Genomic DNA, 25,656 nt, shown 5'->3' with positions numbered 1-25,656 from the left:
TTTTCTCCATCATTCATAGATGAAAATTTATCCCGAACTCAGGTTAAATATTGTGTAAAAAATTAATGATTAGGAAAAATCTCAAAAATACTAACTAGCTCTCCTTCCTCCTTCCCCTTATCCCCCCTTCCTCTCATCCCCTCATCCCCCCTTCTCTTCATTCCCCATCATACTACTTTAAAAGTTAATTTTGTAACCTACCCTTAAATTAATACCACTAGCGGCGGCGTTGAAGATTTCGTTGAAACCACTTAAAAATTGTGATTGCACAGGTGCATATTGATTATTGAATAAGTTTTGAATACCTATTTGTAATGTACCTTGTCCTAATTTGACATTACTAATATAATCTACAGTGAAATAATCTGTAACCGGTACTGCATCCACGCCATCTTTAAAAGCTCGATCGCGGTTTGCTACATAAAGAAATTGTAAGCGATTATTCCAACTGGGGGTAGTTTGATGCTCAATATATCCCGTTAATTTGATTGGTTGAATGCGAAAAGTAGAGATAGGTAAATAACTACCGTTATCATCTTCGTCATTTTCTCCCTCAGTCCAACTAAATGTACCACCCAATGACCAATAATCGTTAAGTTGCGTGTCGAGGGTGGCTTCTATGCCGTAAATACGTTCAGGCGCTCTTACTAATTGGGAAACACCATCATTAAAAGCATAGTCTTCTCCTAAATCTGATGTATTGTAAAATCCTGAAATGGAGGCTTGAATATTATTCCATTGCCCTCGCAAACCGATTTCATAGTTATTGACTTTGATAGGTTCAGTTAGCTGTAAGTTTTGATTAATATTGGTGAAATCTGGGGGAGGAGTACGCAATACACCACCAAAGGCAGGTACAGAAAAACCTTGAGCAAAACTAGCAAAGATATTGAATTGTTCAGTAATTTTATATACAGTACCAAGATTAAATACGGTGGCGTTAAAATCAAGGTTTCCTCCCTTAATGGCTGTACCAGAAAAAGTAGTATAATCATCTACTTCTAAACCGATTCTCTCATGACGCAATCCGCCACTGATTAACCAGTTTGGGTTAACATCCCAGCGCACTTGTCCAAATAGTCCTAATTGTCCTAAAGTATGCAGTGGTACAAAAGTTCGCTCATCAATTTTCCGTAAAGTGCCGTTATTATCAAAAGAAACGGGATCAAATACTTCAAAGGGTGCTTGATTGTCCTCTTTCACATAATCCAAACCCCAAACAACGTTAGATTCTCCTCCCATAAATGTTAAAGGGGTATCTATTTGTAATCTTGTCCCCCATTTGTCACCTGTTGCTCTCTGACGGACGATCGCATCAAAGAAACCTCCCCGAAAATCTCCCGCCCCTACAATAGAGGTATAATCACGATAATAAACTTGGGCTAGGGCTTTACTACCCATTAAATCATCATGGGTGTAGGTAGCAGAAACGAAAATATTTTGATCTCCGGCTAAATCTGTTCCCTTTGTGTCAGAGTTAACTCTTAATGCCCTCGCTTTTTGAATGCCGTCAATATTCCTAATGGCAGGGTCTGAAATATAGTTAGTATCTTGCCTCCCATCATAGAAATTGAAAGTTAACTGTAATTTTTGGTTTTCATCAAAATAAAAGGCACTTTTGGCAAGAATGCTGTAAGCAGTGGCATCGATAACTCCTCCTCCGCTAGTTTCAGGAATGCGATCGCCCTCAGCGTCAAAAAAAGCACCGTTATCTTCCCGTTTAACAAATAAGAGATAATCTACCTCTCCAGATTTAGAAGTACCAGAAACCAAACCCCCAACCCGATTATAAAAACTATCGCCGGGGTGAGTTAAAGACAAACCCAAACCTGCGGATAATTCCGTTTCCAAAGTTTCAGGGGAGGGAAAACGAGTAATAATATTAATTAAACCTCCTGTGGCTTGTCCGCCATAAATCGCTGTCGGACCTCGTACAACTTCGATTCGCTCAATAACATCAGGATCAATGGTTCTTAATTCCCGATCTAAGCCATAATTGGAGGTTAACGGCACACCATCAATTAAAATTAAAGGACTTCTTCCCCGTAAATTTTGAATTATAGAGCGAGGAGTGCTTTCACTAGGAGGAGGGCCAAAACCGGGGACTAAATTCCCTAAAATAGTTCTTAAATCGTTGGTAATATTTGTTTGTTCTTCAATTTGAGGACGATTAATTATTGTCACAGAACGAGGTATATTTTCCACTTCTTCTTCACTACGGTTAGCTGTTACCACTAATTCGATGGTTTCTTCTTCTTCCTCTGGATTGGTGGCAATATCGGAATCAGATACTGGAGTGACAGATAAGATAAAACTATTGTCATCGGCAGGGATAATTTGAGCAGAAGGGGCTTGATTTTTGCCTTTAATGGTCATTCTGACTACATTTCCCTCCAAAGGCTCTACCGTAATGGCGGTAATTTCTTCGCTGATATTTTCCTGTTGCAATCCCTCAAATCCTAGTTGAGTCTCTAAAAATTCAATAACTAAGTTATTCTCATTAGGAAAAATTAACGGTTGCAAGGGTTCTGAAGAATCATTTTCGACTAAAATTTGTAATCCTGTTTCTGTGGGTTCAAAAAAAATGTTGTTAATAGTAATAATTTTCGTTTCTTGAGCTAGTAAAAGGTTCGATCGCAAATCAGAATCAATAGTTTCCGCTCTTACTATCATGGGATTTGCACCCAAAATCATTAAGCCTGTCAAAGATAAAAAGTAAAATTGTTTTTTCATTCCTTCACACCAAAATTTTAAAGAAATATATCGCAATCTTCGATATTTATAAAACCAGAGTAAATAAAAAATGTTCTCAATAACTCTTAAATCACAGGATAAAGAATTTTGATAGGCTTTTTTTGCTCGAAAATTACTTTTTTTTGCTGTAGAGGAACTTTTCTTTGCTCATGAGGCTTGTAGTGATACCTTTAGCCATTGATTATCTTTACTCATGAGGTTTGTAGTGATGGCTTTAGCCATTAATTAAAAGCGGATTAAATTGAGTTGGTGAATTATAGCTAAACATCAATTTTGATCTAAATTTCAAGTATTGTTTCTGGTTAATCCATCTGATTAATTAGGATAGTAGCTGATAAATTTTCGGTGTCACACCAAATTGTTTCTGAAAAGCCTTTGTGAATGCACTATGACTACTATAACCCACAAGAGAAGAAATTAGAGAAATATTCGTCTTTTTTTCTCTTAGTAATTCTCCAGCTATTTTTAAACGATATTGACGTAAATAACCGAATACTGTGGTGTTAAATACTTGATGAAAACCTTGTTCTAATTTACGATTACTTAATCTTACCTGTTGTGCTAAATCAGATAAAGTAGGAGGATTATCAAAATTTTTTTCGATGATTTCTTTTGCTTGATAAATTGCCTCCACATCACTAGAATTAAATGAAGATGTTTGAGAAAAATAAGGGCGATCGCACTTAGTTAATAAATCAAAATATAAAGCAATTAATTCTAAAGATTTACCTTCTAAATAAATATTTTTAATTAATCCTTGATAAGGGCAATTAATAATTTGTTTGATCACTAATTCTATAGCGGAACTGAATTTTAAAGGATAACTTAAGGAAAAGTTTTTTTGTTCTTGTGATAAAATTGACTTGAGACAAGGAGGAAAATTTTGTTCGTAACTATTTTCTAAAAAATCAGAAAACTTATTCATATCTAAATGAATATCAACTCCTTTATTTACACTATTTCCTTGATATTTTACGATCGCACCTTGACGATGTTTGCCAATAATATAAGAATATTTATTAAAATTAAAATAATGGTTATTAATCTGACAATCAGACTTTAATTTAAAAGCAAATTCAATACAATCCGTTTCTTCATTGCTATTATCTATAATTAAATCTTGATTTAATTGATAACTATGAATGGTTAATTTTATTCCGCTATTTAACCAAATATGTTGTTTATAACCCTCACCTAATAAAGGAGGATATAACATTGTTATTTCTGTATTTTCATCATTAAATGATTGCGGATTTTCAGCAAGGGTGTAGTTTTCTAATAAATCCCAAAAATCTAGGCTAGAAAGATTAATTGTCATGATTCAAAAATTTAAAATTAAAGTATAAAAAATTATCGAAATACCATTTTTTGTATTAACTCACCTGAGTTGAAGACTCTGATATTAGCGTTAAAATAGCTAATTATAGACAAAAAGAGTAGATAAATTGATTATGTTTAGATTTAAAATCTATTCCCAGAAAGCTGAAATAATAATTGGATTTAGTTAAAAATTAGCTAAAATTCATAGACTAATGTTTTCCATTAATTCTTATTTAATAATCCCCTCTTGCCCTTCTCCCCTTTTAAGGGGAGACACAGAGGGGTTTGCCTACCAAACACTAATAATTTACACGACGAGAAGTGATAGAGCTAAAATTCATTGTTTAACGATGAGCTAATTGAAAAAGTTTAGGAGTAACGCCGAATTGTTTTTGAAAAGCGGCATTAAATGAGGTGGCACTGGCATAACCAATTGTTTGAGCAACAACCCCTACATTTTTCTGTTTTTTGAGCAAATTCTGAGCTAAATTCATTCGATAATGATATAAATAATCAAATACCGTAGTATGAAATATTTGTCGAAAACCCTCTTTTAATTTACGAGTGTTAATGCCCACTTGACGAGATAATTCTATTAAAGATGGTGGATTGTTATAGTTATCAACTATAATTTTTTCAGCATGATATATTGCTTCTATATCCTCTTTTTTTAGTTTAATTTTGATTTGTTTTACCTGTTCAATTTGTCTTAAACTATTAATTTTTAAAGCTAATAATTCCAGCGTTTTTGCTTCTAAATATATTTGTTTTGTTATACCTTGAAAAGAACAATTTATAATTTGTGAAATTACCATTTTCATTTGAGGTGAAATAATTTGCGGTAAGGAAACAGGTAGATTATTATTACCAAGAAAAAAAGGTTTTAAACTTTGGGGTAAACTGTCATCATAATCATTAATTAACGATTCTACTAAAGATTCGTTTAAGTGAATATCTACTGCTTTAGAAGGAATATTTGCTAATTCCTGCCATATATCTCCTTCATTATTTTTGCCAATTACATAGCAAAATCCGTCTTTTACACTAATATTAATATTGGGTGGAATGTACTGGGGCAAACTCAATTTAAAAGCAATCTCTAAAGTTTCATCTATATTTTCTCGATTATCAATGATGACATTTTCAAATAGTTGGTAATTATGAATAATTAATGAAATTCCGTTACGTAATACAATCTCTCTTTTATATCCTTTTCCTAGCCATTCAGGGGCTAAATAAGTGCGATCGCACTTATCCTTAATTAAATTAGGGTTGATGGTGGAAGTATATTGTTGAGATAACTTTTTTAACTCATGATTGTCAAACTTGATGGTCATTATCGATAATTTCTATTATTACCACTATCTTTAATTGCTAGTAATTATAAATTAAATTTAGAATATTGGATACTATCCGACTTGTAAATGTTATTCTCCTCCCTCATAATTTTTCCTAAAGCATAAAAATATACTCTGCTTCTCTCATCTTTTCATAAATAATTTCTGATTGCTATATATAATATAGTTATTGCAAAATTTTACTAAAAAGTGCATCATTAAAGATGCGATCGAAAAATAAGGGAAGTAGTTTATGTTGTTAGAATCACCTTTAACCCTAGATGAGTGCCAATTTTGTAACCTTGTCTCCCAAAATAATGGCGAAGACCCATTAGGGAGTGCTGGATGCTATGATCAATGGTTAATGATGGAATTACCTCAACCATGGGAAGCCAAATTCTGGACTAGCAGAGAAGAATTAAAACCCTTCGTTTCTCTCATGTCTGAATTAATCTCTCAGGGAAAATTAAATAAATTTCGTCTAAGCGCGATCGCACCTGATAAAATATACTCAGAAAAAGGCTTAACCCGTGTAATTTATTATTATCGCCCGGGGGAATTATTTACTAACCTAGAAAAAAGAGAATATCTCTTACCCCTTGATAAAATCAACGACTTAGCTATTAGCTTAATTACATCATCAAATCTGGATGAATTTGAAACATATAGAAAAAATTCAGATAATATCAGAGAAATTTTAGTTTGTACTCATGGCAATGTAGATGTAGCCTGTAGTCGTTTTGGTTATCCTATTTATGAAAAATTGAGAAAAGAATATAGCGATGAAAATTTGAGAGTATGGCGTTGTAGTCATATTGGCGGCCATCGTTTTGCACCAACTTTAATTGACTTTCCCAGTGGTAGATATTGGGGACATTTAAACTTAGAAATATTAGAAACATTAATTAATTCCCCAGAAGATATTAACAAATTGCGTCCTTATTATCGAGGCTGGAGTGGGGTATCATATTTAGAACAAATTTTTGAAGCTAAATTGTGGCAAGAAATAGGCAAAAAATGGTTAACTTATCCAAAAACAGGTAGAGTTATTGCACAAGAAAAAGTAGAAAACGAAGAAGAAGAAGAGCCAAATTGGGCTGAAATTGAAATAAGTTATTTAGAATTAGAAACTCAAAAAGTAATTACTCGTAAAGGAAAATTAGAAGCCAAAAAAGAAATATTGACATTGGCTAAATCGGGTAACAATGAGTTATTTCCTGTTAAACAATATCAACTTAATGTCAATTTTTGAAACTAATAAATAGCAACAGATACAGGAGTTTTTAAATATTAATTAATCAATTATTAAGAAAAAACGCTCCCCTCTACTGCGGGAGAGGGGTTGGGGGTGAGGGCAAGATAATTTTGCCCTGACTTTGAAAAAACCCTGCTTTCTTTCTCTCCTTAATCATTTTGTGTTAATTGTGCCAATTGTGTTAAGGTATCTTTCACTTTTGCCATACTGCCCGGATTAACTAAGCCATAATAGTCAAAAGTATAAATACGATCGCGCTTTACTGCATTTAATTCACTCCAAAAATCCTCTTGTTTCAACTGTTCTAAAATTCCTTCTCTAGCAGGATCAACTATAATAATTACCTCGGGATTTGTCTCTAAGATTTTTTCAGGAGAAAGGGTCACATATCCACTAAATTGACCACTTCCCTGTAAATCTGCTACCACATTATTAACCTTAAATTGAGTTAATAAATCTCCCGTCCAACTATTTTTATTCGGAGCTAAAATCGGCTGACGACTCACTAAAACCAACGTGGAAATATTTGACTCTAACTTTGCGGGTAATAAACTTTGATAACTATCTAATAACGGTTGTGGATCAGCATCGATCGCACCTGCTAAGATTTTAATGGTATCCTGTAGAGCCAACCAACTATCAACTTTTGTGGAAACAGTATTAACTCCCAACTCCTCTAATTTAGCCAAAGTTTGATCACTAAAACCATCTGCACCCACTACCAAATCAGGCTTCAGCTCCATTATCTTTTCCAAATCAGGCTGCGATCGCCCTTCACTTACAGTTGTAATATCTTGAAAACGGGGATCTTGTTTAATTAAACTGCTACCTGCAACCCCCACCAACTTAGAAGCATCTAACTGATGAATTATATCCGCACTAAGGGAAGTAAGGGCAACCACTCGCTCCGCTTGACTAATTGGCTCTTGCTTACTAATTATCTCTTGGGAATTATTATTAGTTGTAGTATTAGTCGGATTAGTGCAACCATTGATACTTAAACCGAAGAGAAACACTAGAGATAATTTTAAAATTAATTGAGATGCGATTGAATTTTTCATAATAAAAACCAAAAAATTAAAAATTAAAAAATAAACAATTATCATCTTCCTATGGTGAAACAGGCATCTTGCTTGTAACTCAGTCGATGTCTATTAAACCAGTCAAAAACGGAAAACAAAATTAACAGCCGCATTAAACCCCGGAGGAGCAAAACGCTTTAAATTAGGATCATCATTAGTTAAACCCCGAACATCTGACCAAACGTAGTATTCTGAGTTAAAGAGATTGAATAAACCCACATTCAAAGAAGCATTTTTAGAGAAATTGTAATAACCCAACAAATCCAATAAAAAATAACCATTGGGCGCAAATAAATCATCCCCATCAATGCGACTCCTATTTTTTGCCGAGACAAAAGTACCAATTAAATCAGTACCCCATCTATCTTCAGGAGCTTTATAACGCAACCCCAATACCGCCTCAAAAGGATTAACAGAGTTCAAAGGTACTGAGCCACTGCCTGAATCATTATTTCCCTCAGCCCAAGCTAAACTAGCAATAATACTGACACCATCTTCTCTAGTGGGGTTAAAGAAATATTCCGCTTTTGCTTCCACACCATAAATTTCTGCACTGTCGATATTTTGACTTTGAAAAAGAGAAAAACCATCACTTTCACGAGTGCCAACACTAACATTATCAATAAAATCTTGATAATCGTTGTAAAATCCAGCCAGACTAAAATCAATAGAAGGATAAGCGCCTCGAATACCTATTTCAAAACTATTGCTTGTCTCAGGCTTTAAATTAGCATTGGGTAACACTGCATAACCAAAGGCAAAATTAGTAAAACCGATATTAGCGTCATCATAAGGAGGACTGCGAAAACCCCTTGCATACTGCCCATATAAAGCTAATTCAGGAGTAGGCTTATAAACAATCCCAATTTTGGGAGAAAATGCCGAATCATTACGATTTTCTACCTTAAAGTTATCCACATTGATACGGCGAAAATCATCATCTTCATTAGCATTTAAACTGAAATAATCCCAACGAATCCCCGGAATAATAGAAAACTGACCTATTTCAATCTCATCTTGTACATATAACCCTAATCTTAAAGTATCCGTATCAGGAAAAGTTTTATTGGGAAACTCTTCTCCTATCACAAACTTACTAATACTACCATCAGGAAAAATTAAAGTATTATCTCTAGGGCGAGAAGTGCTAGTGTTAAACACCTCTAAACCATAAACTAGGCGATGGGAAGCACTACCCGTCATAAAATCACTTTGTAATTGTACCTCACCGCCGATGACATCCTGCTCAAATTTATTTACTTCGTCTCGTACCACAGGAATAAAACTAGGTCTGCCTCTCCCGAAACTTTGTTGAATACCCTCCGAGATTTTTTCTTCTTTAATCTCCGCATTTTGATAGTAAAATTTAGCGTTGAGATTTTGTAACCATCCCGTTTCATTTTCATAGTTATAATCTAAGCTAAAACGGTTACGATTACGAGTATCAGTAGCAGTGACATTTTGGCGATCGAAAAATACTAGATTAGGAGGACGAACATTAAAAGGAGTTGTGCCAATTTCATTTAAGATAATAGTGTCCGTTGTTCCTTGTAAAAATTCCCCTGTTAGTTTTAAGCTATTATTGTCATCAAAATTATAAACTAACTTACTGGTAATACTATAATCAGTAATATCTTGGGGATTAACTTGCACCCCTGAAGCAGTCTTTAATGCTGAACCTCCTGAATAGGTGGCAACGGTAGAAAATTGTAATTTACCCTCCTCATCTTCTCCAGCAATAACCCCTGTCACCGATACGCTTTCATCCGCAGTATCATAGGTAACTTGTCCACTGGTATAAAAAGAATTACCGAAAGTATCTAAATAGTCTTGAGGGTCTTTTGTGATAAAAGAAACCACACCCCCAATGGCATCACTACCGTATAAAGCGGAAGCAGGACCTTTAATAATTTCCACTCTTTTGATAGTCTCTAAGTTGAAATAATCTCTACCTCTACCGACATAGTTATCTGGTACACGAATACCATCAACTTGCAGTAAAACCCGATTACCGTCAATTCCCCTAATGTTGAAATCTTGATTACCAAAGCGATTGGCGTTTCTCCCCACAGATACCCCCGGCTCATATCGAACTAAATCTCGAATATCTTGGACTAATTGTCTTTCTATCTGTTGAGAATCAATTATGGTGATGGAACTACTAGAATCAAGTAATCTTCTGGGAGTGCGAGTGCCTGTAATGGTAATAGTTAAGTCACTAATATCCGGGAAATTTTGAGCAGTAGTGGCATCAGTTTCCCTTATGGCAAAGGTTAAATTATTATCTGTGGGAATAATCTCTGCTTGGGGTATGGTGTTATTTTTACCTGTAATTACCATTCTCACGAAGGAATCGTTAACGGTTGTGGCGGTAATTTGAGTAATATTTGCTGTGGGGTTTATTTCGTTTAATTCATAATTTATTTTTGCTTCTAATAATTCGATAATCAGGTTATTATTTTCAGTTAAAATAATGGGAACTAATGACTTACCTGATTTGGTTAAAATAGTAATTTCTAATCCTGTTTCTGCTTCATTAAAAATAATATCGGTTATTTCTTCTAAGTTTTCATTGTTTTGAGCTATTACAGAATTATTATGATTATTTAAAATTAGTCTATTTTCTGCTTTTACAGGCTCAATAGTAACAAAAATTAGAGGTATTAATAAAGTATATTTAATTATTTGTATTTGTGTTTTTAACATAGTTAAAAAATTAATAATGAAGAATTAATAATTAGTAATTAACCTCCCCCTCTCACCCTTTTCCCTCATCATCTAACAGCTAAAGAAGGAGTAAGAGGACAAATTTGCTTCCCAACGGGGGTATTGAGAATCATTACTTCTACGTTGAAAACCTCGGCGATATTGGTTTCCGTTAACACTTCTTCAGTTTCACCCACTGTGTATAATCTTCCCTGTCGCATAAAAGCAATGCGATCGCTGTATCGGGCGGCAAGGTTAATTTCGTGTAAGACGGTAATGATGGTTAAACCCTCAAGATGAAGTCGTTTGAGCAGTTCTAACAGTTGTAATTGATAGTGAATATCAAGATAGGTAGTCGGTTCATCTAATAGCAACACTTGGGGATTTTGGGCTAAAGCTAGGGCTAAAAAAGCCCTTTGTCTTTCCCCCCCTGACAGTTGAGATACAGGTCGATCAGCATAGGATTCTAACTCAGTTTGAGCTAAGGCTTCATTCACAGCGATGCGATCGCACTTTGTTAAATCCCACTGATACCATGATTGATGGGGGGTACGCCCTAAACTGACTAATTGTCGTACGGTTAAACCAGAGGGAATAATTTGTTGTTGAGGTAAAATAGCGATACGTTTTGCTACGGTTTGAGGGGGCAAACAATGAATTTCCTTACCATCAAGTAAAACTTTCCCCGTGATAGGAGGAAGAATCCGAGCCAAAAGTTTGAGAAAAGTAGATTTTCCCGAACCATTCGCCCCCACTAGACTTAACCATTCCCCCTGTTGTAAATCCAAATCGAGATGATGAACAATAACACGACTGTCATAGCCACCACTCAGGTTATAACTATTTAAAGGCATGATAGGAATTAAGAATGAAAAATGAAAAATGATTAATCAACTTCCCCCTCTCCCCTCATCACCCTATCCCCAATCTCAAAAAGAGCGTTTATACAACAACCAAACAAATAAAGGCGAACCCACCAAAGCAGTTACTGCACCGACAGGTAACTCCACCGCACCGATACGGGAAAGCAAATCCGCCCATGATAGTACGATTGCACCCCCCACCGCCGATAAAGGAATCAACAATCGATAGTCATTACTTTTGAGTAAAAACCGCATAGAATGGGGTACAAGTAAGCCCACAAATCCAATTAAACCCGCTATACTCACAGCACTCGCCGCCAATAGAGTTGCCGTGCCTCCAATTAATAAGCGCGATCGCGCCAACGGAATCCCTAACCCTACCGCTAACTCATCTCCCAAATTGAGAACATTAACAAAACGAGCTAACAAACAAGCGATAATGAGAGCTATGAGAATATAAGGAGTAGCAGTATTTAACTCTGTCCAACCTCGTCCATTAAGACTACCGACAATCCAGTTTAAGGCTTTTTGAATCCTGCCATCCTCCGATAGTATTAATAAAGTAGTTTGGATAGCACCAAAAAGGGAAGAAACCGCTACACCGCCAAGAATGAGACGCTCTACATTTATGTCATTATTCTGCCGTGCTAAAAAGTAAACTAACATAGTCGTCAAAACAGCCCCTAACCAAGAAGCTACAGGTATGAGAAATAAGAATAAGTCAAAGGTAATCAGAACCACAACTACTAAACCAGCACCAGCAGAAATCCCCAACAAAAAAGGAGTAGCTAAAGAGTTGCGTAACATTCCCTGCAAAAGCGCACCAGAAGTGCCTAAAGCAGACCCCACGACAAAAGCCGCAAGGATGCGCGGTAAGCGTAAATCCCAGACAATCACTTGATTTAACTCTGCCCCTCGATGCCATAGTGCTTGATAAATTTCCTCTAAACTGAGAGAAACAGAGCCTATTGACAAAGATAAGCAGAAAGTAATTAGTAGCCCTAAACTAATAGAAATAATTACTATTAATATTCTTCTATTCTCCGAAGGTATTTCTTTGAGAATAGACGAATCGACAGAATTAGCCTCCATTAATTTAGTTTTGTTTAGTGAATAATAAAAGAGGTTCAGAAAATCCCTTAGAAATAAAAGGAACTGTCTCTGCTAGGAGTGAGCAGAGCCTGTAAGCTCCCTCTGGTGTGCGTCCAATAGTTTTCTATGGCATCATCTATTTCTGAACAAGACTTTCAAAACCTTAGATAAGGTTATAACAGATTTTTTAAATTATTGCAAATAATATGCAATTATATTGATTAATATTTTCAACTTAGTTATAATTCAAATCATAAAAGTTATAAATATAACTTCAGTTCGGTTTAAGAATATCAGATAAGGGTTCGGAGTTAGTTAGGTGATGGGGGGATGAGGGGATGAGGTGTCAGGTTTCAGATTTCAGGTTTTAGAAGAAAGTAATGAGTGTTCTTAATTCTTAATTCTTAATTTTTCCTTTGCCCCTTGCCCCTTGCCCCTTGCCCTTTTTGCCACCACTCATAGATAAAAATTTATCCCGAATTCAGGTTAAATATAAGGAAGATTGATGACTCAAATACAAACCGTTAGTGCAGAAGATTTGTTTCGTAGAGCCTACCAGTCGAATTATGGAATCTCATTAAGACGGTAAAATAGATTCTATTGAGTTTCATTTTTCTAATATTTCTTTGATTTCATAGCTTGAGAATAACCATATTGTTGGGTTACACTTTATGTTTCCCAACTTACCCACCATTAACGATGAAATATTTATTTTTTTATTTAACAATTATTTTCTTTTCTCTCACTTTCACTGGATGTAACTATAGCCCCACCGAAGATTTAACGGTAACGATGTCATCCGAAAAAACATCTATTAACCAAGATGAAAAGATGAGGTCTATCTCTCATAGTATGGGTGTAACCCAAGTTGTAGAAAATCCTCAACGGGTTATAATTCTCACTAATGAAGGTACAGATATATTATTAGCATTGGGAGTTAAGCCCATAGGTGCAGTAAAATCTTGGCAGGGAGATCCCTTTTATGATTACATTGAAAATAAAATGACCGATGTTATGGTGATTGGGGATGAATTTAAGCCTAATTTAGAGTTAATCGTTTCCCTCAAACCTGATTTAATTATCGGTAGTAAGGTGCGCCAAGAACAATTATATCCCCAATTAAGTGCGATCGCACCTACGGTATTTTCGGAGACTATTGGAGTAACATGGAAAGATAATTTAAAACTCTATGCCCAAGCCGTTAACAAAGAAGCAGAAGCGGAAAAACTTTTACAGGAATGGGGGCAGAAAGTAGCCACATTCAAAGAGAAATTAGGAGATAATCCTCCCACCGTATCTTTAGTGCGTTTTATTGCAGGAAATACCCGTCTTTACTATGAACAATCATTTCCCGGGCAAATTGTCGCAGAATTGGGATTAAAGCGCCCTCCTGCTCAACAAAAAAAAGATTTTGCTGACGAAATTGCGATCGAAAATATCCCTTTATTGGATGCAGATTACTTATTTTATTTTACAGATAGTTCTCAAGGAGAAAAAGGAAAAGCATCGGAAGAAAAGTGGTTAAATCATCCTTTATGGCAGAATTTAGAAGTAGTAAAAAATGGACAAATTTATCAAGTAAGTGATGCACATTGGACGAGTTCAAGTGGTATTTTAGCCGCTCATAAAATATTAGATGATTTAGATAATTTTATATTCAAAAAAATGGAATAAAAAATAGAATAGTTTTTATACTCATATCTTGACTGATAAAGGTGCAAAACAGGGAAAAGTAATAAAAATTGATAAAAAAACATTAACATTGATTTTAAATATTTAGCTTTATAGTATTAATATCCTTGTGCAAGATTTCAGTTCTAAAGTGGTTATGATAAATTGATAGAGAATAACTTGTATAACATTTATTGAATAGTTTTCATAGTAAAATAAAAGTCTATAAATTATGGTTCTTCAGAGTGTGGTTATGATAAATTAATAAAAAATAACTCCCATAACTTTTATTGAATAGTGTTTATAGTAAAATAAAAACTAAAAGTTTATAAATTATTATTTAATAATCCCCTATTGCCTATTGCCTCTTGCCTTTCAGCCTACCCTAACTAATAATTTACATATTCAAAGTAATAGAGTCCAAAGTTTTTTTGATAAATTACTTAATTCGACTTAATACGTAATCTGTTAGCTCTCTTAAAGAATCAGTGGCAGGGCAAGAAGGTAAATATTGCAACTCTTTTAAGGCTAACTGACTATGCTGATGTGCTAAATCTCTCGCTTTTTCAATACCGTTACTATCGTAAACTAAAGCTAAAGCCTGATCTAAATCTCCTTCTTCACTGAATTCCCTCTCAATAAGGATACTAAGGGAAGGTTTTTCTTCCATAGCAAATAATACAGGGGCAGTTAAATTACCACAGGCTAAATCTGAACCTGCTGGTTTACCCAATACTTCTGTAGGAGAGGTAAAGTCAAGAATATCATCTACTATTTGAAAAGCTAAACCGATATTACGTCCGTAACTATAAATTTGATTTGCAATTCCTTCTCCTGCATCACTCAATATAGCGGCGGCTTTTGCACTATTGGCAATCAAAGAAGCTGTTTTAAAATAACTTTTCTGTAAATATTTTTCTAAACTAACATTAGTGTCAAAACAACTTAAACCTTGTTGAATTTCCCCTTCTGCAAAATCCCTAATTACCTCTGACAATAGCTTGACTACCTGTAGATTATCTAAATTAGCCAAATACCATGAAGACTGCGCAAAAAGAAAGTCCCCAGCTAATACTGCTACACGATTACCAAATAAACTATTGACGGTTGCTACTTGTCTTCTTAACTCTGCTTCATCTACTACATCATCATGAACTAAACTGGCAGTATGAATCATTTCTGTTATTTCTGCTAAACGACGATGACGAGGAGTTAAGTCATCTCCTTTCATTGTTGCTCTTGATACTAATAGCACAATAGCGGGACGAATTCTTTTTCCACCAGCCGTGAATAAATGCTCTGCCGCCGCCCCTAAGATGGGATGTTGGGCTTGAACTAGGCTGGTTAAGTTATCAATCAGAATTGATAAGTCTTTTTCTACAGGGGTGAATATCGAGGTTGCAGTTGTCATTGATGAGTAGAATAGCTAAAAATAGTTTACGAAAGTTTACATATCTTATTGTTATTTTAAGCTATGGTTTCCCCTGTTAGATCTACTTAACAAGATTTTTTCTTGTTTTTTTTAGTGCTACTATGGTGGAAATGCTTATATAATAATGTTTTGAGGATTTGTAATTTTTTTTTTATTTTTCCCCATTTTTTTTTAATCTATGTTATTCTATGAAATAGAGGGGAGTTTGTCCATAAAGTCGCAATTTCCCTAGATTACTTGAAAGAAAGAATCCGAATTCTCCATCGATTGAGAAGGGCTTGATTGGAAATTTCTTGTTACAGTCAAAAAATAATTTGGAGAAGAATAAAGATATTTTCGTTTTATTTGATTTTTATTCCTCTCTAATGGTTAGATATAGTTTTTTGACTATTAGCATTATTTTTTAGATTAGCCAGAAGATGGATGAAACTCTGTAAGTTGTTTCTGAAATAATTAAGTTAATCAAGGGCGATCGCACTTTTAGTGATAATTAATAATTAAGTATAGTAACAAATGCTTTGAAGAAGATAGACAATATTTTTAGTGGTTGATAAGTAGTTTAAAAAGCTAGTTATTTACTACAAAAACAGTCCAAAGGGCAAAGCTAAATGATGTAATGGGCAAGGTGATTTCTGCAAGTAGTTTGATACAGCAAAAATTACTCGTCTCTAAAGACAGAATTTTAAACCCATTATTTTTGATAGAACAATATAATCATTTCAGCTTTGGTCTAAGTAAAAAATATACATACTAATTATTAAGCAGACAAAATTATCCCCCAAAATCTACCTCAGTGGGTTTGGTTTTTTTGATTTTGCCCAGAGGTCTATCTTATTGAGTTTAGGACAGTTTTCTATTGTTATAAAACTAAGTCCTAGTCGGTTTGGTATCAATTTATTCTTTTTCACTTATTGAATCAAAGATGGAAGGATTCTTGATTAATATTCACCATTTACTTGAACCATTACCATGGGGGTTTATCTATGCTAATACCATTAATTGCTTTGTTGTATATCGTCTTAGTTTATTTTTTGCTAACTACTATTTCCCACTGGGAGAAAAAAGGTAGTCAGAAAAAGATTTTTTCTCGTTTTTATCGTTAGGGAAACCAAATCAAAAATTAGGAATTAGTCTTATTAATTTTAAAAAAATATAAAGGCTTCCTCCCTTTCAAGAAGAAGCCTCGGTTTTTTATATAGACTTATTTATGTTTAAGGTCTTTATTAAGGCTGACCTCATTTTATCCTCAGGAACTATATTTACACGTTTTTGAATTTATATGGAGTTTCTTAATATTTTTTTTAGATTTTATAAATTTATATCGCCTTTTGTAAATAAATATTAATTTGTTTTAATTTTTATGAAGAGAAACTCCTAATTGTTGGGAAATCCAAACCTCAAAATTGCGGATAGAAAATTTTTTCGGAGCATGGGGAGAAATCATTGGCTCTACTAAAATAGTAAAAACCCCTAGTCTATTACCTGCTAATACATCAGTAAAGAGGCGATCGCCCACCATAGCAATTTGTTCTAAGGGTAGATTCATGGCTTTAACGGCTTCTCTAAGTTTGCGACGAGAAGGTTTACCTGCACCATAAATGAAGGGCAAATTAAGGTATTGTGCGATGGTTGCAATACGATTTTGACTAAGATTGTTACTTACAAGCCAAAGATCTACATAAGGGCGTATTTCTTCCACCCATGTTAATAATTCAGGGGAAATAATCCGCTCATTCCAAGGAACTAAGGTTTCATCCACATCGAGAATTAAGCCTTTCAAATTATGTCTTTGGATCACATCTGGGGTGATATGAATAACTATATCTCCCAATACAAGGTCTGGTTGTAAAATTTTGGCTTTAGACATTTAATTCAATTAACAACTAATAATCAACAATTGAGAGGTGTTAGGTGTCAGGTTTTAGGTTTTAGGTATCAGGTGTCAGGTTTAACGGTTTTAATTAATTACTAATTATTATTTCCCCAGTAGTAGGTTCAAAAAGATAAATTTGCTCTAAATCTAGTTGGAGTTTTAGTTCATCACCCATTTTCCCTTGCCACTGAATGGGTAATTGTAAATTAATGTTAATCTCTGAGTCAACTATCTTAGCATTAACTAAAACTTCTTTTCCTAATGGTTCGATAACTTCAACTGTTGTCACAAGAAAATTATCAAGAGCATTTTCTTGATCCTTTACTAAGGTAATATATTCTGGGCGAATACCTAAATCCCAACCTTGTCCGTTATGAAAATTGTATTGCTTGAGAAAAGGAGGAGGTAATCGGAGGGATTGTTGTTCATTAATCCAAAATGCTCCATCGTGGTAGGTAACAGGGATGATATTCATGGATGGTGTGCCTAAAAAAGTAGCTACCATGCGATTGACTGGGTTTTGATAAATTTCTGCTGGTGTACCTATTTGCTGTATTCTACCCTGATTTAAAACCACGATGCGATCGCCTAATGTCATAGCCTCAACTTGATCATGGGTAACATAAACTGTAGTAATACCCACTTGAGAATGTAATTTTTTTAATTCTGTCCTTGTTTGATCTCTTAATTTTGCGTCTAAATTAGATAAAGGCTCATCTAACAAAAATACCTTTGGTTGTCTAATAATCGCCCTACCTAAAGCAACTCTTTGTTGTTGCCCTCCCGATAGCTGTTTGGGTTTACGCATTAAAAGATGACCAATATCAAGAATTTCTGCCACTTGTTTAATTTTATTATCTATCAGCGACTTTTTTTCTCCCCGCATTCTTAAGCCAAAACCAAGATTATCAGCAACAGTTAAATGAGGATATAAAGCATAATTTTGAAAAACCATCGCCACATCTCTTTCTCTAGCGGGAATTTCATTCATTAAAACACCATCAAAATAGAGATTTCCCTCACTAATAGACTCTAATCCTGCAATACTTCTCAAAATCGTTGACTTACCACAACCCGAAGGACCTACTAAAACCCAAAATTCTCCATCAGGTACTTCAAAGGTTATATTGCTAATAACTTTTACTTGATTATACGAACGGGCAATGTTTTGTAGTGTAACCGTTGCCATAGTAAAAAATTAGGAATTAGTAATTATGAATTAAGAAAAGGGCAAGTTAAAAGGACAACGGGCAAAGGTGAATAGTGAACAGTTAAAAACTCTTAACTTTTAAGTAGCTCCACTTAATTAAACGTAAAATAGGCTCGGTTAGCAGTAAGGGCTTCAGCCCTTATTTCAAGAACGTTAAAACCCCTAAAGGGCTAACTACAAACTTTCTTTTATTTAATTGGCTCTACTTATCCTCATTACCCATTACTTGTTTCCCCCTCTCTCCTTATCCCCCCAACACCCTAACACCAGCAACCGGCAACCTGAAATCTCTTTCTGAACTCCGAACTTATTTTTAGTTATCAATGAGAGATAAATTACCCCATTTGGGATCAGAAAATGCTTGAATTAAAATATGACCAGCAACGGCTTTAATATCATCCTCACTATAGTTTCTGATTTCGGGCCAAAGGTCAGGGCGTTCTGTATTTACGTGTAATAAAGTAAGATCTTCTTCCCCGTCATAGCTAGTAGGATGCTCGATATAGTCCATTAAACCAACTAAGTTGTCTCTTGCAGGTAAAGCATTAGCTAAAGCCTCTTTACTTAAACTGACGTTGGGATTAGTTTTGGTTTTACCTTGAATGTGACATTGAGCACAATTACTTACAAATAAACGAGAACCTTTTAACGCCTCTTGGTTAGATAAAGTAATAGTTTCTCCAGACTCATTCAGGGGAATAGTACGAATTTCTTCACTTAAACTTAAAGCATTTGCGCTACCGACAAAGGATTGCCATGCAAAAATAACCCCGACAATGAAAATTAAAACAAATTTTTTCATAATTTTGAAACAAATATTTTTTCTTAGTATTTTTGAGGTTCTGATTTATACCCTAATTATTTTCTCTCAAAATCGGTTCATCTTTGAGCAATTATTGTAAAGTTTTGTTAATAATATTGTGTTGAAAGGCAATAAAAAAGGATAGAACGACTGTCCTACCCTCATTTTTTCTGAACTTAATAAATAACTTAAAAGTTACTGCTAAATAATAAATCTACTTAGTTGAGTTACACTTCTGAGCCAACTTCATCGCTATAGCTAGAAGAAAAGCCTCCAGAAAGAATATCAGCTTCTTTGACAAAGCCACTGTAAGCCTCCATACCATGTTCGCCAATATCCAAACCTTTGACTTCTTCTTCGCCAGAAACTCGAATACCAACGGTTGCTTGGAGAGCGTACCAAACGATGAAGCTAAAAGCGACGGTAAAACCACCGATGGATAAGATACCAATAATCTGATTGATGAGAAGAGCTACTCCGCCTCCTGTTAACAATCCGCCCTCAGTGGCAAAGATACCCACCGCTAAAGTTCCCCAAATACCGCAAACTAAGTGAACAGAGGTTGCACCTACAGGGTCATCAATTTTTAATACTTGGTCAAACATGGCAACGGAATAGACGACGATTATACCTGCGATCGCACCAATGATAATAGAACTGAAATAACCAACACTAGCACATCCTGCAGTAATACCGACTAAACCAGCTAAGATACCGTTAATAATCATAGAAAGATCGGGTTTGCCGTCTTTTAACCAAGAAGTAAAAGTTGCGGTGATACCACCAGCGGCGGCGGCTAAGTTAGTAGTAACAGCGATATAAGGAACGTTAGCAGTAGCGGCTAATTCAGAACCGGGGTTGAAACCAAACCAACCAATCCAGAGAATTAAACATCCGAGAGTAGCAATACTCATATTGTGACCGGGGATAGCACTAACTTTACCATCAGAGGAATATTTCCCTTGACGAGGTCCTAATACTGCGGCACCCACTAAAGCCGCCCATCCACCAACAGAGTGAACCACTGTTGAACCAGCAAAGTCAGAGAAGCCTAATTCACTTAACCAACCACCATCCCAAACCCAATGCCCTGTAACAGCGTAGGAAATGGCTACTAATAACGCACTGAAGATTAAAAACGCATCGAATCGAACCCTTTCAGCTACCGCACCAGATACGATGGTAGCGGCAGTGGCGGCGAAGGCTACTTGGAATAAGAAAGAGATAGCCGCAGGTACTGCTTCTGGATAATTTGCATCACCGTAGGGAGTACCATCACCATTGAAGAAGAAGCCTTGTAAACCGATGAAACCGTTTCCTTCTCCGTACATCAATCCAAAACCAATTGCCCAATAAGCAATAGTTGCGATCGCAAACACGATCAAGTTTTTCGCTAGAATATTAACAGCGTTTTTTTGGCGACAGAAACCAGTTTCTAACATTGCGAAACCAGCATTCATGAAAATAACCAAAACAGAACAAAACAGTAAAAACACTGTATCCAAAACGATTTTCACTTGTTCTAAGTCTTCGGGGCCATCGTAACCCTGTGCCATTGCCGCACCATCCCACACCGCAACAATAATCGCCGTCAATGGGATACAAGCCAACCAATAAGGAGAAATTCTGCTAGTTATTTTAGAAATAAAATTAAGAATAATACTATCTTGATTTTCTTTTAAAGATCTTCTCAGACCTCTTTTTCTAGGGATCGTCACCATAATTATTAATTCAATTTACTCGTGAGATAACCGTTAATAAATAAATAATTGATTAACCTATCAATTAACTGTTAAATATTCATATGTTTTATTAGCTCTTTTCTGTATCAAACAATACAATAAAGCCCTGTAATTGCTTAAATATGCTGAAAGAATTTTGGTTTAGTCTCAATCCCCTATATATATTCATCCTTCAGCACTTAGGTGTCTATTTAGGAGGATTTTTATTAATTTACGGTTTTTTGTTCTTTCTCTTACGCCCTTTATTTCGCAGTTTAGAAAGAGACATTGCTTTAGTTACCCTAAATATTTCTGGTTATCCTTTACTCAGTATTTTTACTTTTTTTAATCTTAAATTTACCCTTTATGATTTGGAAAATTTTGTTGGCAAGGATATATTGCAAAAGATTTTAAATGCTTGTCTAATTGTCGTAATTAGTTATTGGCTAGTGGCAATTATCAAAAAAGTTATTATTTATTATCTCAAACAATATACAAAGCAAAGTGAAGTCATGTGGGATGATGTACTTTTACCACTGGTAGAAGCAGTTTTACCCGTCATGGTTTTTTTACTGGGGGGTGTTTTTGTTTTAAACAATTTCGGGGTGGATTTAACGGGTATTTGGGTGGCTTTAGGGGGGGCAACTTTTATTATTGGTTTTGCCCTAAAAGATATATTGGCTAATTTTTTTAGCGGTATTGTTTTGTTAATTGATACTCCTTTTCAATTCGGAGATGTATTGCGATTGGAAGATGGTTCTATCGGGATGTTGTGCCGTATCGGAGTTAGAGTGACCCAAATTTACTTATTTAATCATCATTGTGATATTTATATACCTAATAGTGTTTTGCAAAATCAAAATATTACTAATCTCAGCCGCCCTACATCCTATTATTATTATTCTACAACCATTGAAATACCTGCGGAATTAGAAGTAGATTATCTAAAAAGTTTAATTACTGAAACCGTCTTAGCACATCCTGATACTTTAGCCGATATTGAAAAGAAAATAGCTTTGATTGATCGTTTTTATCTATGTGAAGAAGAAACGAATAACAGTTTGACAGAACAACAAATAAGTGGAAAAAATAGGCTTTTAGCAGAACAAAAAGTTAATATTAAATTGCAAGAAATTGAAGAATTTTTAGAGGCTTTAGTAATTACTTTACAGTTTGCAGAAAAGGGTGGTTTAACATCGGAAGAACTAGAAAATATTTATCAAGAATATCAAGAAATATTAGTTTTAATTGGTTTAAATATTAACTCAGAAATTAATACTGATAATCTCTTAAATACTACTTTTTCTGAATCTCAAGCTCCAGATGGTTTGATAGAATTAGTAAGAGAATGGTATCGTTTTTGGCTTAAAGACCCTAATTTAAAAGAAGAAGACTTATATTTAATTCCTCAAGAATGGGAAAGAAAAATTACTTTATTAAAGAAAAGAACTTATCGACTTTATCAAAAAATTACAAATCCTCAATTAGAAGAAACTCGATTAGATGATTATGTTTTGGAGTTAAGTGATTGGTTTAAATCTCGTTTTAAAGAGCGTAAAAAATGGCAAGACCCACAAATTTGGATCACTGCTTTAAATCATGATGAGGGTTTTCTTTATTATGAATTTAAAATTAATTTTTTTGTAGATGATATTAAATTAGAATACGGCAAAAGAGGCGATCGCATCGCCAGTCAGATTAACCAAGAAATCCTGCGAATTGTTAAACCAGAGAGAAAACAACACCAGTAAAATAAAAATGTCATTAAATATTAACAATTATCAACAAAAATCAATATTTACTTACTGAATAACAAAAAAAAGGTATTAACTATTATATTTAACGAACAAAATTCTTAACAAAATAAATTTATATTTAACCACTAGGGATATAAAGATACATTATTTTTTTATGTTAACAAGTATAAAAAAATATTAAATATTAAATAATCATAAAAGGAGTGCTATTTAACAAAAAATTATCTATATTTAACTTAAAAGTAGTATGGAAACATAAGAAAAATGGATAAAATAGTAACCAAAAAGGATAGAAATGACAATACTATTATTTTGTTAAAGTATAGTAAAGGGAAAAGAAACTTTAGAAAACAAAATTTTGCTGGAATTAATCTCTCAGGACTATCTTTAATAGACATTGACCTATCAGAAACAGATTTAAGTTGTGCAAATCTCGAAAATTGTGACTTAAGGGGAGCAAACTTAAGTAAATCGTGCCTCAAAGGGTCAAATCTCAAAGGTTGTAATTTAAGAGGTGCAATATTGAATGAAGCAGACTTAAGTTATGGAAATCTTAACCACGTTAACTTAACCAAAGCCCGATGCAAAAAAACAAATTTTTATCGTAGTCATATTAGTTCTGCTAATTTACAAAATTCTTATTTTTCTGAAGCCAATTTAGTAGCAACTTCTCTTAATAAAAGTGATTTAAGCTATGGAAATTTTCAAAAGGCTAATTTGAATCATGGATTTTTAACAGGAAGTAATTTAACCCGAACAAATTTTCAAGAAGCAAATCTAACTAACGCTTGTCTGATTCGGGCAATAATAGACAAGACTCTTTTTCAAGGTGCAGAATATAATCTACAAACTTTATTTGATCATCATTTTCTCCCTGAAAAGCATGGAATGAGTGAAGGGGGATATATTTCTGTTGCCGAAATTGTTAATAGTTTGAACTATTTAAGCAAAACAGGTTCTCATTATTTAGGTAAATCAATAATAGTAAAATATTTGGAAAAATCTCGTCCTCATTGTGAATGGGTTAATAGCTTTAAAATTACCAATAAAGGCTCAATTCATTATCAAGGTGCATTGACAGAAATCATTAGTGATTTTGAATTAAAATGGTATCAAGAATGGGTGAAAAATTATATTCAAAATTGTTCCATTATGGTTAAAGGATTTATTGATTTATTAGAACAAGATAAAATATTCCTACAACAAGATAAGATAGTTTCTCCACAGTACCTAAATTACAATTTAGAGCAAAAAATTTCTTAAATCTTGATTCATAACTCATGTGAAAATATTTGACTCTTCTATAGTTAAGAATTAAGAATTAAGAATGAAAAACCACGAATACCTGTACGGGCGAATGGCCATTCGCCCCTACTTCCCCCTTTCCCCTCATCACCTACTACCTGCAACCTGCAACCTGACACCTGACACCTAACCTTATCGGATATTCTTAAACCGAATTGAGGTTATTTAATAACTCCCTATTGCCTTTCTTAAAGTAAAGTAAACGTAAAATTAATTCTGTTCACCCACTTAAAACTCTTTATAATAATGTTCTATGAATGCTCAGATTTAAATTCTTTTCTACAGGATATTAATCATTACTATCAAGAATATAACTTACAAAAAAAGACTCGTTTTTTTCAATACATAAACATGGCTAAATTTTCCCCCTTTTTGTCTTCTCTTGAAACAGAAAAAGACCAAAATAAGAAATGTCATGTATTTTCAATGAAGTTTTACGAATCAATGGAAAAAGCATTATCGAAGGCTTTAGTTGAAAATCAGTTTGAACTTTATTACCAACCATTTATCTGTTTTAACACCCGCAAGATTGTCGCCGTGGAGGCTTTAATTCGTTGGAATCATCCTTATTGGGGATTAATTTCTCCTGATAAATTCATTCCCATCGCAGAAAAAAGTGGATTAATTCTTCCCTTGGGGGAATGGATTATTAGAGAGGCTTGTTTAGACATTCAAGAATTTTTATCGTATCCCCTCAAATTAGCCATTAATATTTCTCCTCATCAGCTACAGGATACTTTTTTTCTTAGGAATATGATCAAGATTCTTCAAGAAACCAAGTTTTACCCACAAAATTTAAGTTTAGAAATCACCGAAGGAATTTTTTTAGAAAATTCCACTAATGTTATAAAACTGATGGTAAAACTGAAAAAGATGGGTATTTCTCTGGCTTTAGATGATTTTGGCACGGGTTATGCAGGTTTAAAATACTTGAACGATTTTCCCTTTGATGTTATTAAATTAGATAAATCATTTATTCACAATATTGCTCGTAAATCTCGACAAAAGGCGATTGTTAATAGTATGGTAACTTTAGCAAAAACTTTGAATTTAACTGTTCATGTAGAAGGCATTGAGAACAATGATGATTTGAATTGGATTATATCTGAAGGCATTAATCAAGGACAGGGCTATTTTTTTAGTCCTCCTTTATCAATTAACCAATTAAAATCGTTTCTGAAAATTTGGGTATATTTATAATAAGTTCGTTTTTGTTTCTTCACTAAAAATACTTACGTTTACTCTTCAAAAAATAAAGAAACTTCAAAAAAATAATTAGGAAATTATGACCGTCTTTGTCTCATAGGTAGATATTTTGACATAATCTCTAAGTTTATAAAATTTATTCTTGTTAGAAAATACATAATCCTTAGACAAACTGCTTCATAAAAAATTCACAATTAAATTTTTATTTTTGAGTATAAATACTGCACTTTTTATTATGTAAAATTTCAACAAAATTTGTTAAAGTTTTGT

General features: G+C 34.1%; 17 protein-coding genes. 5 read left to right on the top strand and 12 right to left on the bottom strand.

Annotated features, from left to right (window positions below; genetic code table 11):
• Positions 1-177: 177 nt before the first annotated feature.
• From CYAN10605_RS10060 to CYAN10605_RS10050, 3 genes are all read right to left on the bottom strand, one after another.
• Positions 178-2,733, bottom strand: coding sequence for a TonB-dependent receptor domain-containing protein (locus tag CYAN10605_RS10060; protein WP_015219835.1), 2,556 nt, complete (start codon positions 2,731-2,733; stop codon positions 178-180).
• Positions 2,734-3,073: 340 nt separating this feature from the next.
• On the bottom strand, positions 3,074-4,072 hold the full coding sequence (locus CYAN10605_RS17850; protein ID WP_015219834.1) for a helix-turn-helix transcriptional regulator: 999 nt from the start codon (positions 4,070-4,072) through the stop codon (positions 3,074-3,076).
• A 346-nt stretch (positions 4,073-4,418) separates the two neighbouring features.
• On the bottom strand, positions 4,419-5,411 hold the full coding sequence (locus CYAN10605_RS10050; RefSeq protein ID WP_015219833.1) for a helix-turn-helix transcriptional regulator: 993 nt from the start codon (positions 5,409-5,411) through the stop codon (positions 4,419-4,421).
• Between the two features lie 253 nt (positions 5,412-5,664).
• On the opposite strand from CYAN10605_RS10050, the gene CYAN10605_RS10045 reads away from it, so the two are divergent.
• Complete coding sequence (locus CYAN10605_RS10045; RefSeq protein ID WP_015219832.1) at positions 5,665-6,663, top strand: ferredoxin family protein; 999 nt, start codon at positions 5,665-5,667, stop codon at positions 6,661-6,663.
• Between the two features lie 152 nt (positions 6,664-6,815).
• Here CYAN10605_RS10045 and CYAN10605_RS10040 read toward each other — a convergent pair whose 3' ends face one another.
• The 4 genes from CYAN10605_RS10040 to CYAN10605_RS10025 all read right to left on the bottom strand — a co-directional run bounded on the left by CYAN10605_RS10040 (position 6,816) and on the right by CYAN10605_RS10025 (position 12,409).
• Positions 6,816-7,727, bottom strand: coding sequence for an ABC transporter substrate-binding protein (locus CYAN10605_RS10040; protein WP_015219831.1), 912 nt, complete (start codon positions 7,725-7,727; stop codon positions 6,816-6,818).
• 102 nt (positions 7,728-7,829) lie between these two features.
• Positions 7,830-10,454, bottom strand: a complete 2,625-nt coding sequence (locus CYAN10605_RS10035) for a TonB-dependent hemoglobin/transferrin/lactoferrin family receptor (protein ID WP_015219830.1) — start codon at positions 10,452-10,454, stop codon at positions 7,830-7,832.
• A gap of 68 nt (positions 10,455-10,522) precedes the next feature.
• Complete coding sequence (locus CYAN10605_RS10030; protein WP_015219829.1) at positions 10,523-11,308, bottom strand: ABC transporter ATP-binding protein; 786 nt, start codon at positions 11,306-11,308, stop codon at positions 10,523-10,525.
• A gap of 75 nt (positions 11,309-11,383) precedes the next feature.
• On the bottom strand, positions 11,384-12,409 hold the full coding sequence (locus CYAN10605_RS10025; RefSeq protein ID WP_015219828.1) for a FecCD family ABC transporter permease: 1,026 nt from the start codon (positions 12,407-12,409) through the stop codon (positions 11,384-11,386).
• 699 nt (positions 12,410-13,108) lie between these two features.
• Here CYAN10605_RS10025 and CYAN10605_RS10020 point away from each other — a divergent pair.
• Positions 13,109-14,083, top strand: a complete 975-nt coding sequence (locus CYAN10605_RS10020; protein WP_015219827.1) for an ABC transporter substrate-binding protein — start codon at positions 13,109-13,111, stop codon at positions 14,081-14,083.
• A 436-nt stretch (positions 14,084-14,519) separates the two neighbouring features.
• Here the strand turns inward: CYAN10605_RS10020 and sds are convergent, their stop codons facing one another.
• From sds to CYAN10605_RS09995, 5 genes are all read right to left on the bottom strand, one after another.
• On the bottom strand, positions 14,520-15,491 hold the full coding sequence (gene sds / locus CYAN10605_RS10015; protein WP_015219826.1) for a solanesyl diphosphate synthase: 972 nt from the start codon (positions 15,489-15,491) through the stop codon (positions 14,520-14,522).
• A 1,372-nt stretch (positions 15,492-16,863) separates the two neighbouring features.
• A complete protein-coding gene (locus tag CYAN10605_RS10010; protein WP_015219825.1) occupies positions 16,864-17,379 on the bottom strand; it encodes a YqeG family HAD IIIA-type phosphatase in 516 nt (171 codons plus the stop codon).
• Positions 17,380-17,473: 94 nt separating this feature from the next.
• On the bottom strand, positions 17,474-18,574 hold the full coding sequence (locus CYAN10605_RS10005; RefSeq protein ID WP_015219824.1) for an ABC transporter ATP-binding protein: 1,101 nt from the start codon (positions 18,572-18,574) through the stop codon (positions 17,474-17,476).
• 334 nt (positions 18,575-18,908) lie between these two features.
• Entirely contained in the window at positions 18,909-19,397 is a 489-nt protein-coding gene (locus CYAN10605_RS10000) for a cytochrome c family protein (protein WP_015219823.1), read from the bottom strand.
• A gap of 227 nt (positions 19,398-19,624) precedes the next feature.
• On the bottom strand, positions 19,625-21,118 hold the full coding sequence (locus CYAN10605_RS09995) for an ammonium transporter (RefSeq protein WP_015219822.1): 1,494 nt from the start codon (positions 21,116-21,118) through the stop codon (positions 19,625-19,627).
• A gap of 143 nt (positions 21,119-21,261) precedes the next feature.
• On the opposite strand from CYAN10605_RS09995, the gene CYAN10605_RS09990 reads away from it, so the two are divergent.
• From CYAN10605_RS09990 to CYAN10605_RS09980, 3 genes are all read left to right on the top strand, one after another.
• Positions 21,262-22,869: a mechanosensitive ion channel family protein gene (locus CYAN10605_RS09990; protein ID WP_015219821.1), complete on the top strand. Its 1,608-nt coding sequence runs from the start codon at positions 21,262-21,264 to the stop codon at positions 22,867-22,869.
• A gap of 270 nt (positions 22,870-23,139) precedes the next feature.
• A complete protein-coding gene (locus tag CYAN10605_RS09985; protein ID WP_015219820.1) occupies positions 23,140-24,138 on the top strand; it encodes a pentapeptide repeat-containing protein in 999 nt (332 codons plus the stop codon).
• A gap of 393 nt (positions 24,139-24,531) precedes the next feature.
• Complete coding sequence (locus tag CYAN10605_RS09980) at positions 24,532-25,380, top strand: putative bifunctional diguanylate cyclase/phosphodiesterase (RefSeq protein ID WP_190274998.1); 849 nt, start codon at positions 24,532-24,534, stop codon at positions 25,378-25,380.
• Positions 25,381-25,656: the final 276 nt, after the last annotated feature.

Source organism: Cyanobacterium aponinum PCC 10605 (assembly GCF_000317675.1).
Taxonomy (GTDB): domain Bacteria; phylum Cyanobacteriota; class Cyanobacteriia; order Cyanobacteriales; family Cyanobacteriaceae; genus PCC-10605.
This window is presented reverse-complemented; position numbering and strand designations above follow the sequence as displayed.

Excerpts from the sequence above, each read along its gene's own strand:
- CYAN10605_RS10035 (WP_015219830.1), bottom strand. The coding sequence starts at position 10,454 with ATGTTAAAAACACAAATACAAATAATTAAATATACTTTATTAATACCT.
- CYAN10605_RS10005 (WP_015219824.1), bottom strand. The coding sequence starts at position 18,574 with ATGGCAACGGTTACACTACAAAACATTGCCCGTTCGTATAATCAAGTA.
- CYAN10605_RS10060 (WP_015219835.1), bottom strand. The coding sequence starts at position 2,733 with ATGAAAAAACAATTTTACTTTTTATCTTTGACAGGCTTAATGATTTTG.
- CYAN10605_RS09980 (WP_190274998.1), top strand. The coding sequence starts at position 24,532 with ATGGCTAAATTTTCCCCCTTTTTGTCTTCTCTTGAAACAGAAAAAGAC.
- CYAN10605_RS17850 (WP_015219834.1), bottom strand. The coding sequence starts at position 4,072 with ATGACAATTAATCTTTCTAGCCTAGATTTTTGGGATTTATTAGAAAAC.
- CYAN10605_RS10040 (WP_015219831.1), bottom strand. The coding sequence starts at position 7,727 with ATGAAAAATTCAATCGCATCTCAATTAATTTTAAAATTATCTCTAGTG.
- CYAN10605_RS10025 (WP_015219828.1), bottom strand. The coding sequence starts at position 12,409 with ATGGAGGCTAATTCTGTCGATTCGTCTATTCTCAAAGAAATACCTTCG.
- CYAN10605_RS10000 (WP_015219823.1), bottom strand. The coding sequence starts at position 19,397 with ATGAAAAAATTTGTTTTAATTTTCATTGTCGGGGTTATTTTTGCATGG.
- CYAN10605_RS10050 (WP_015219833.1), bottom strand. The coding sequence starts at position 5,411 with ATGACCATCAAGTTTGACAATCATGAGTTAAAAAAGTTATCTCAACAA.
- CYAN10605_RS10010 (WP_015219825.1), bottom strand. The coding sequence starts at position 17,379 with ATGTCTAAAGCCAAAATTTTACAACCAGACCTTGTATTGGGAGATATA.
- CYAN10605_RS10020 (WP_015219827.1), top strand. The coding sequence starts at position 13,109 with ATGAAATATTTATTTTTTTATTTAACAATTATTTTCTTTTCTCTCACT.
- CYAN10605_RS09995 (WP_015219822.1), bottom strand. The coding sequence starts at position 21,118 with ATGGTGACGATCCCTAGAAAAAGAGGTCTGAGAAGATCTTTAAAAGAA.
- CYAN10605_RS09985 (WP_015219820.1), top strand. The coding sequence starts at position 23,140 with ATGGATAAAATAGTAACCAAAAAGGATAGAAATGACAATACTATTATT.
- sds (WP_015219826.1), bottom strand. The coding sequence starts at position 15,491 with ATGACAACTGCAACCTCGATATTCACCCCTGTAGAAAAAGACTTATCA.
- CYAN10605_RS10045 (WP_015219832.1), top strand. The coding sequence starts at position 5,665 with ATGTTGTTAGAATCACCTTTAACCCTAGATGAGTGCCAATTTTGTAAC.
- CYAN10605_RS10030 (WP_015219829.1), bottom strand. The coding sequence starts at position 11,308 with ATGCCTTTAAATAGTTATAACCTGAGTGGTGGCTATGACAGTCGTGTT.
- CYAN10605_RS09990 (WP_015219821.1), top strand. The coding sequence starts at position 21,262 with ATGCTGAAAGAATTTTGGTTTAGTCTCAATCCCCTATATATATTCATC.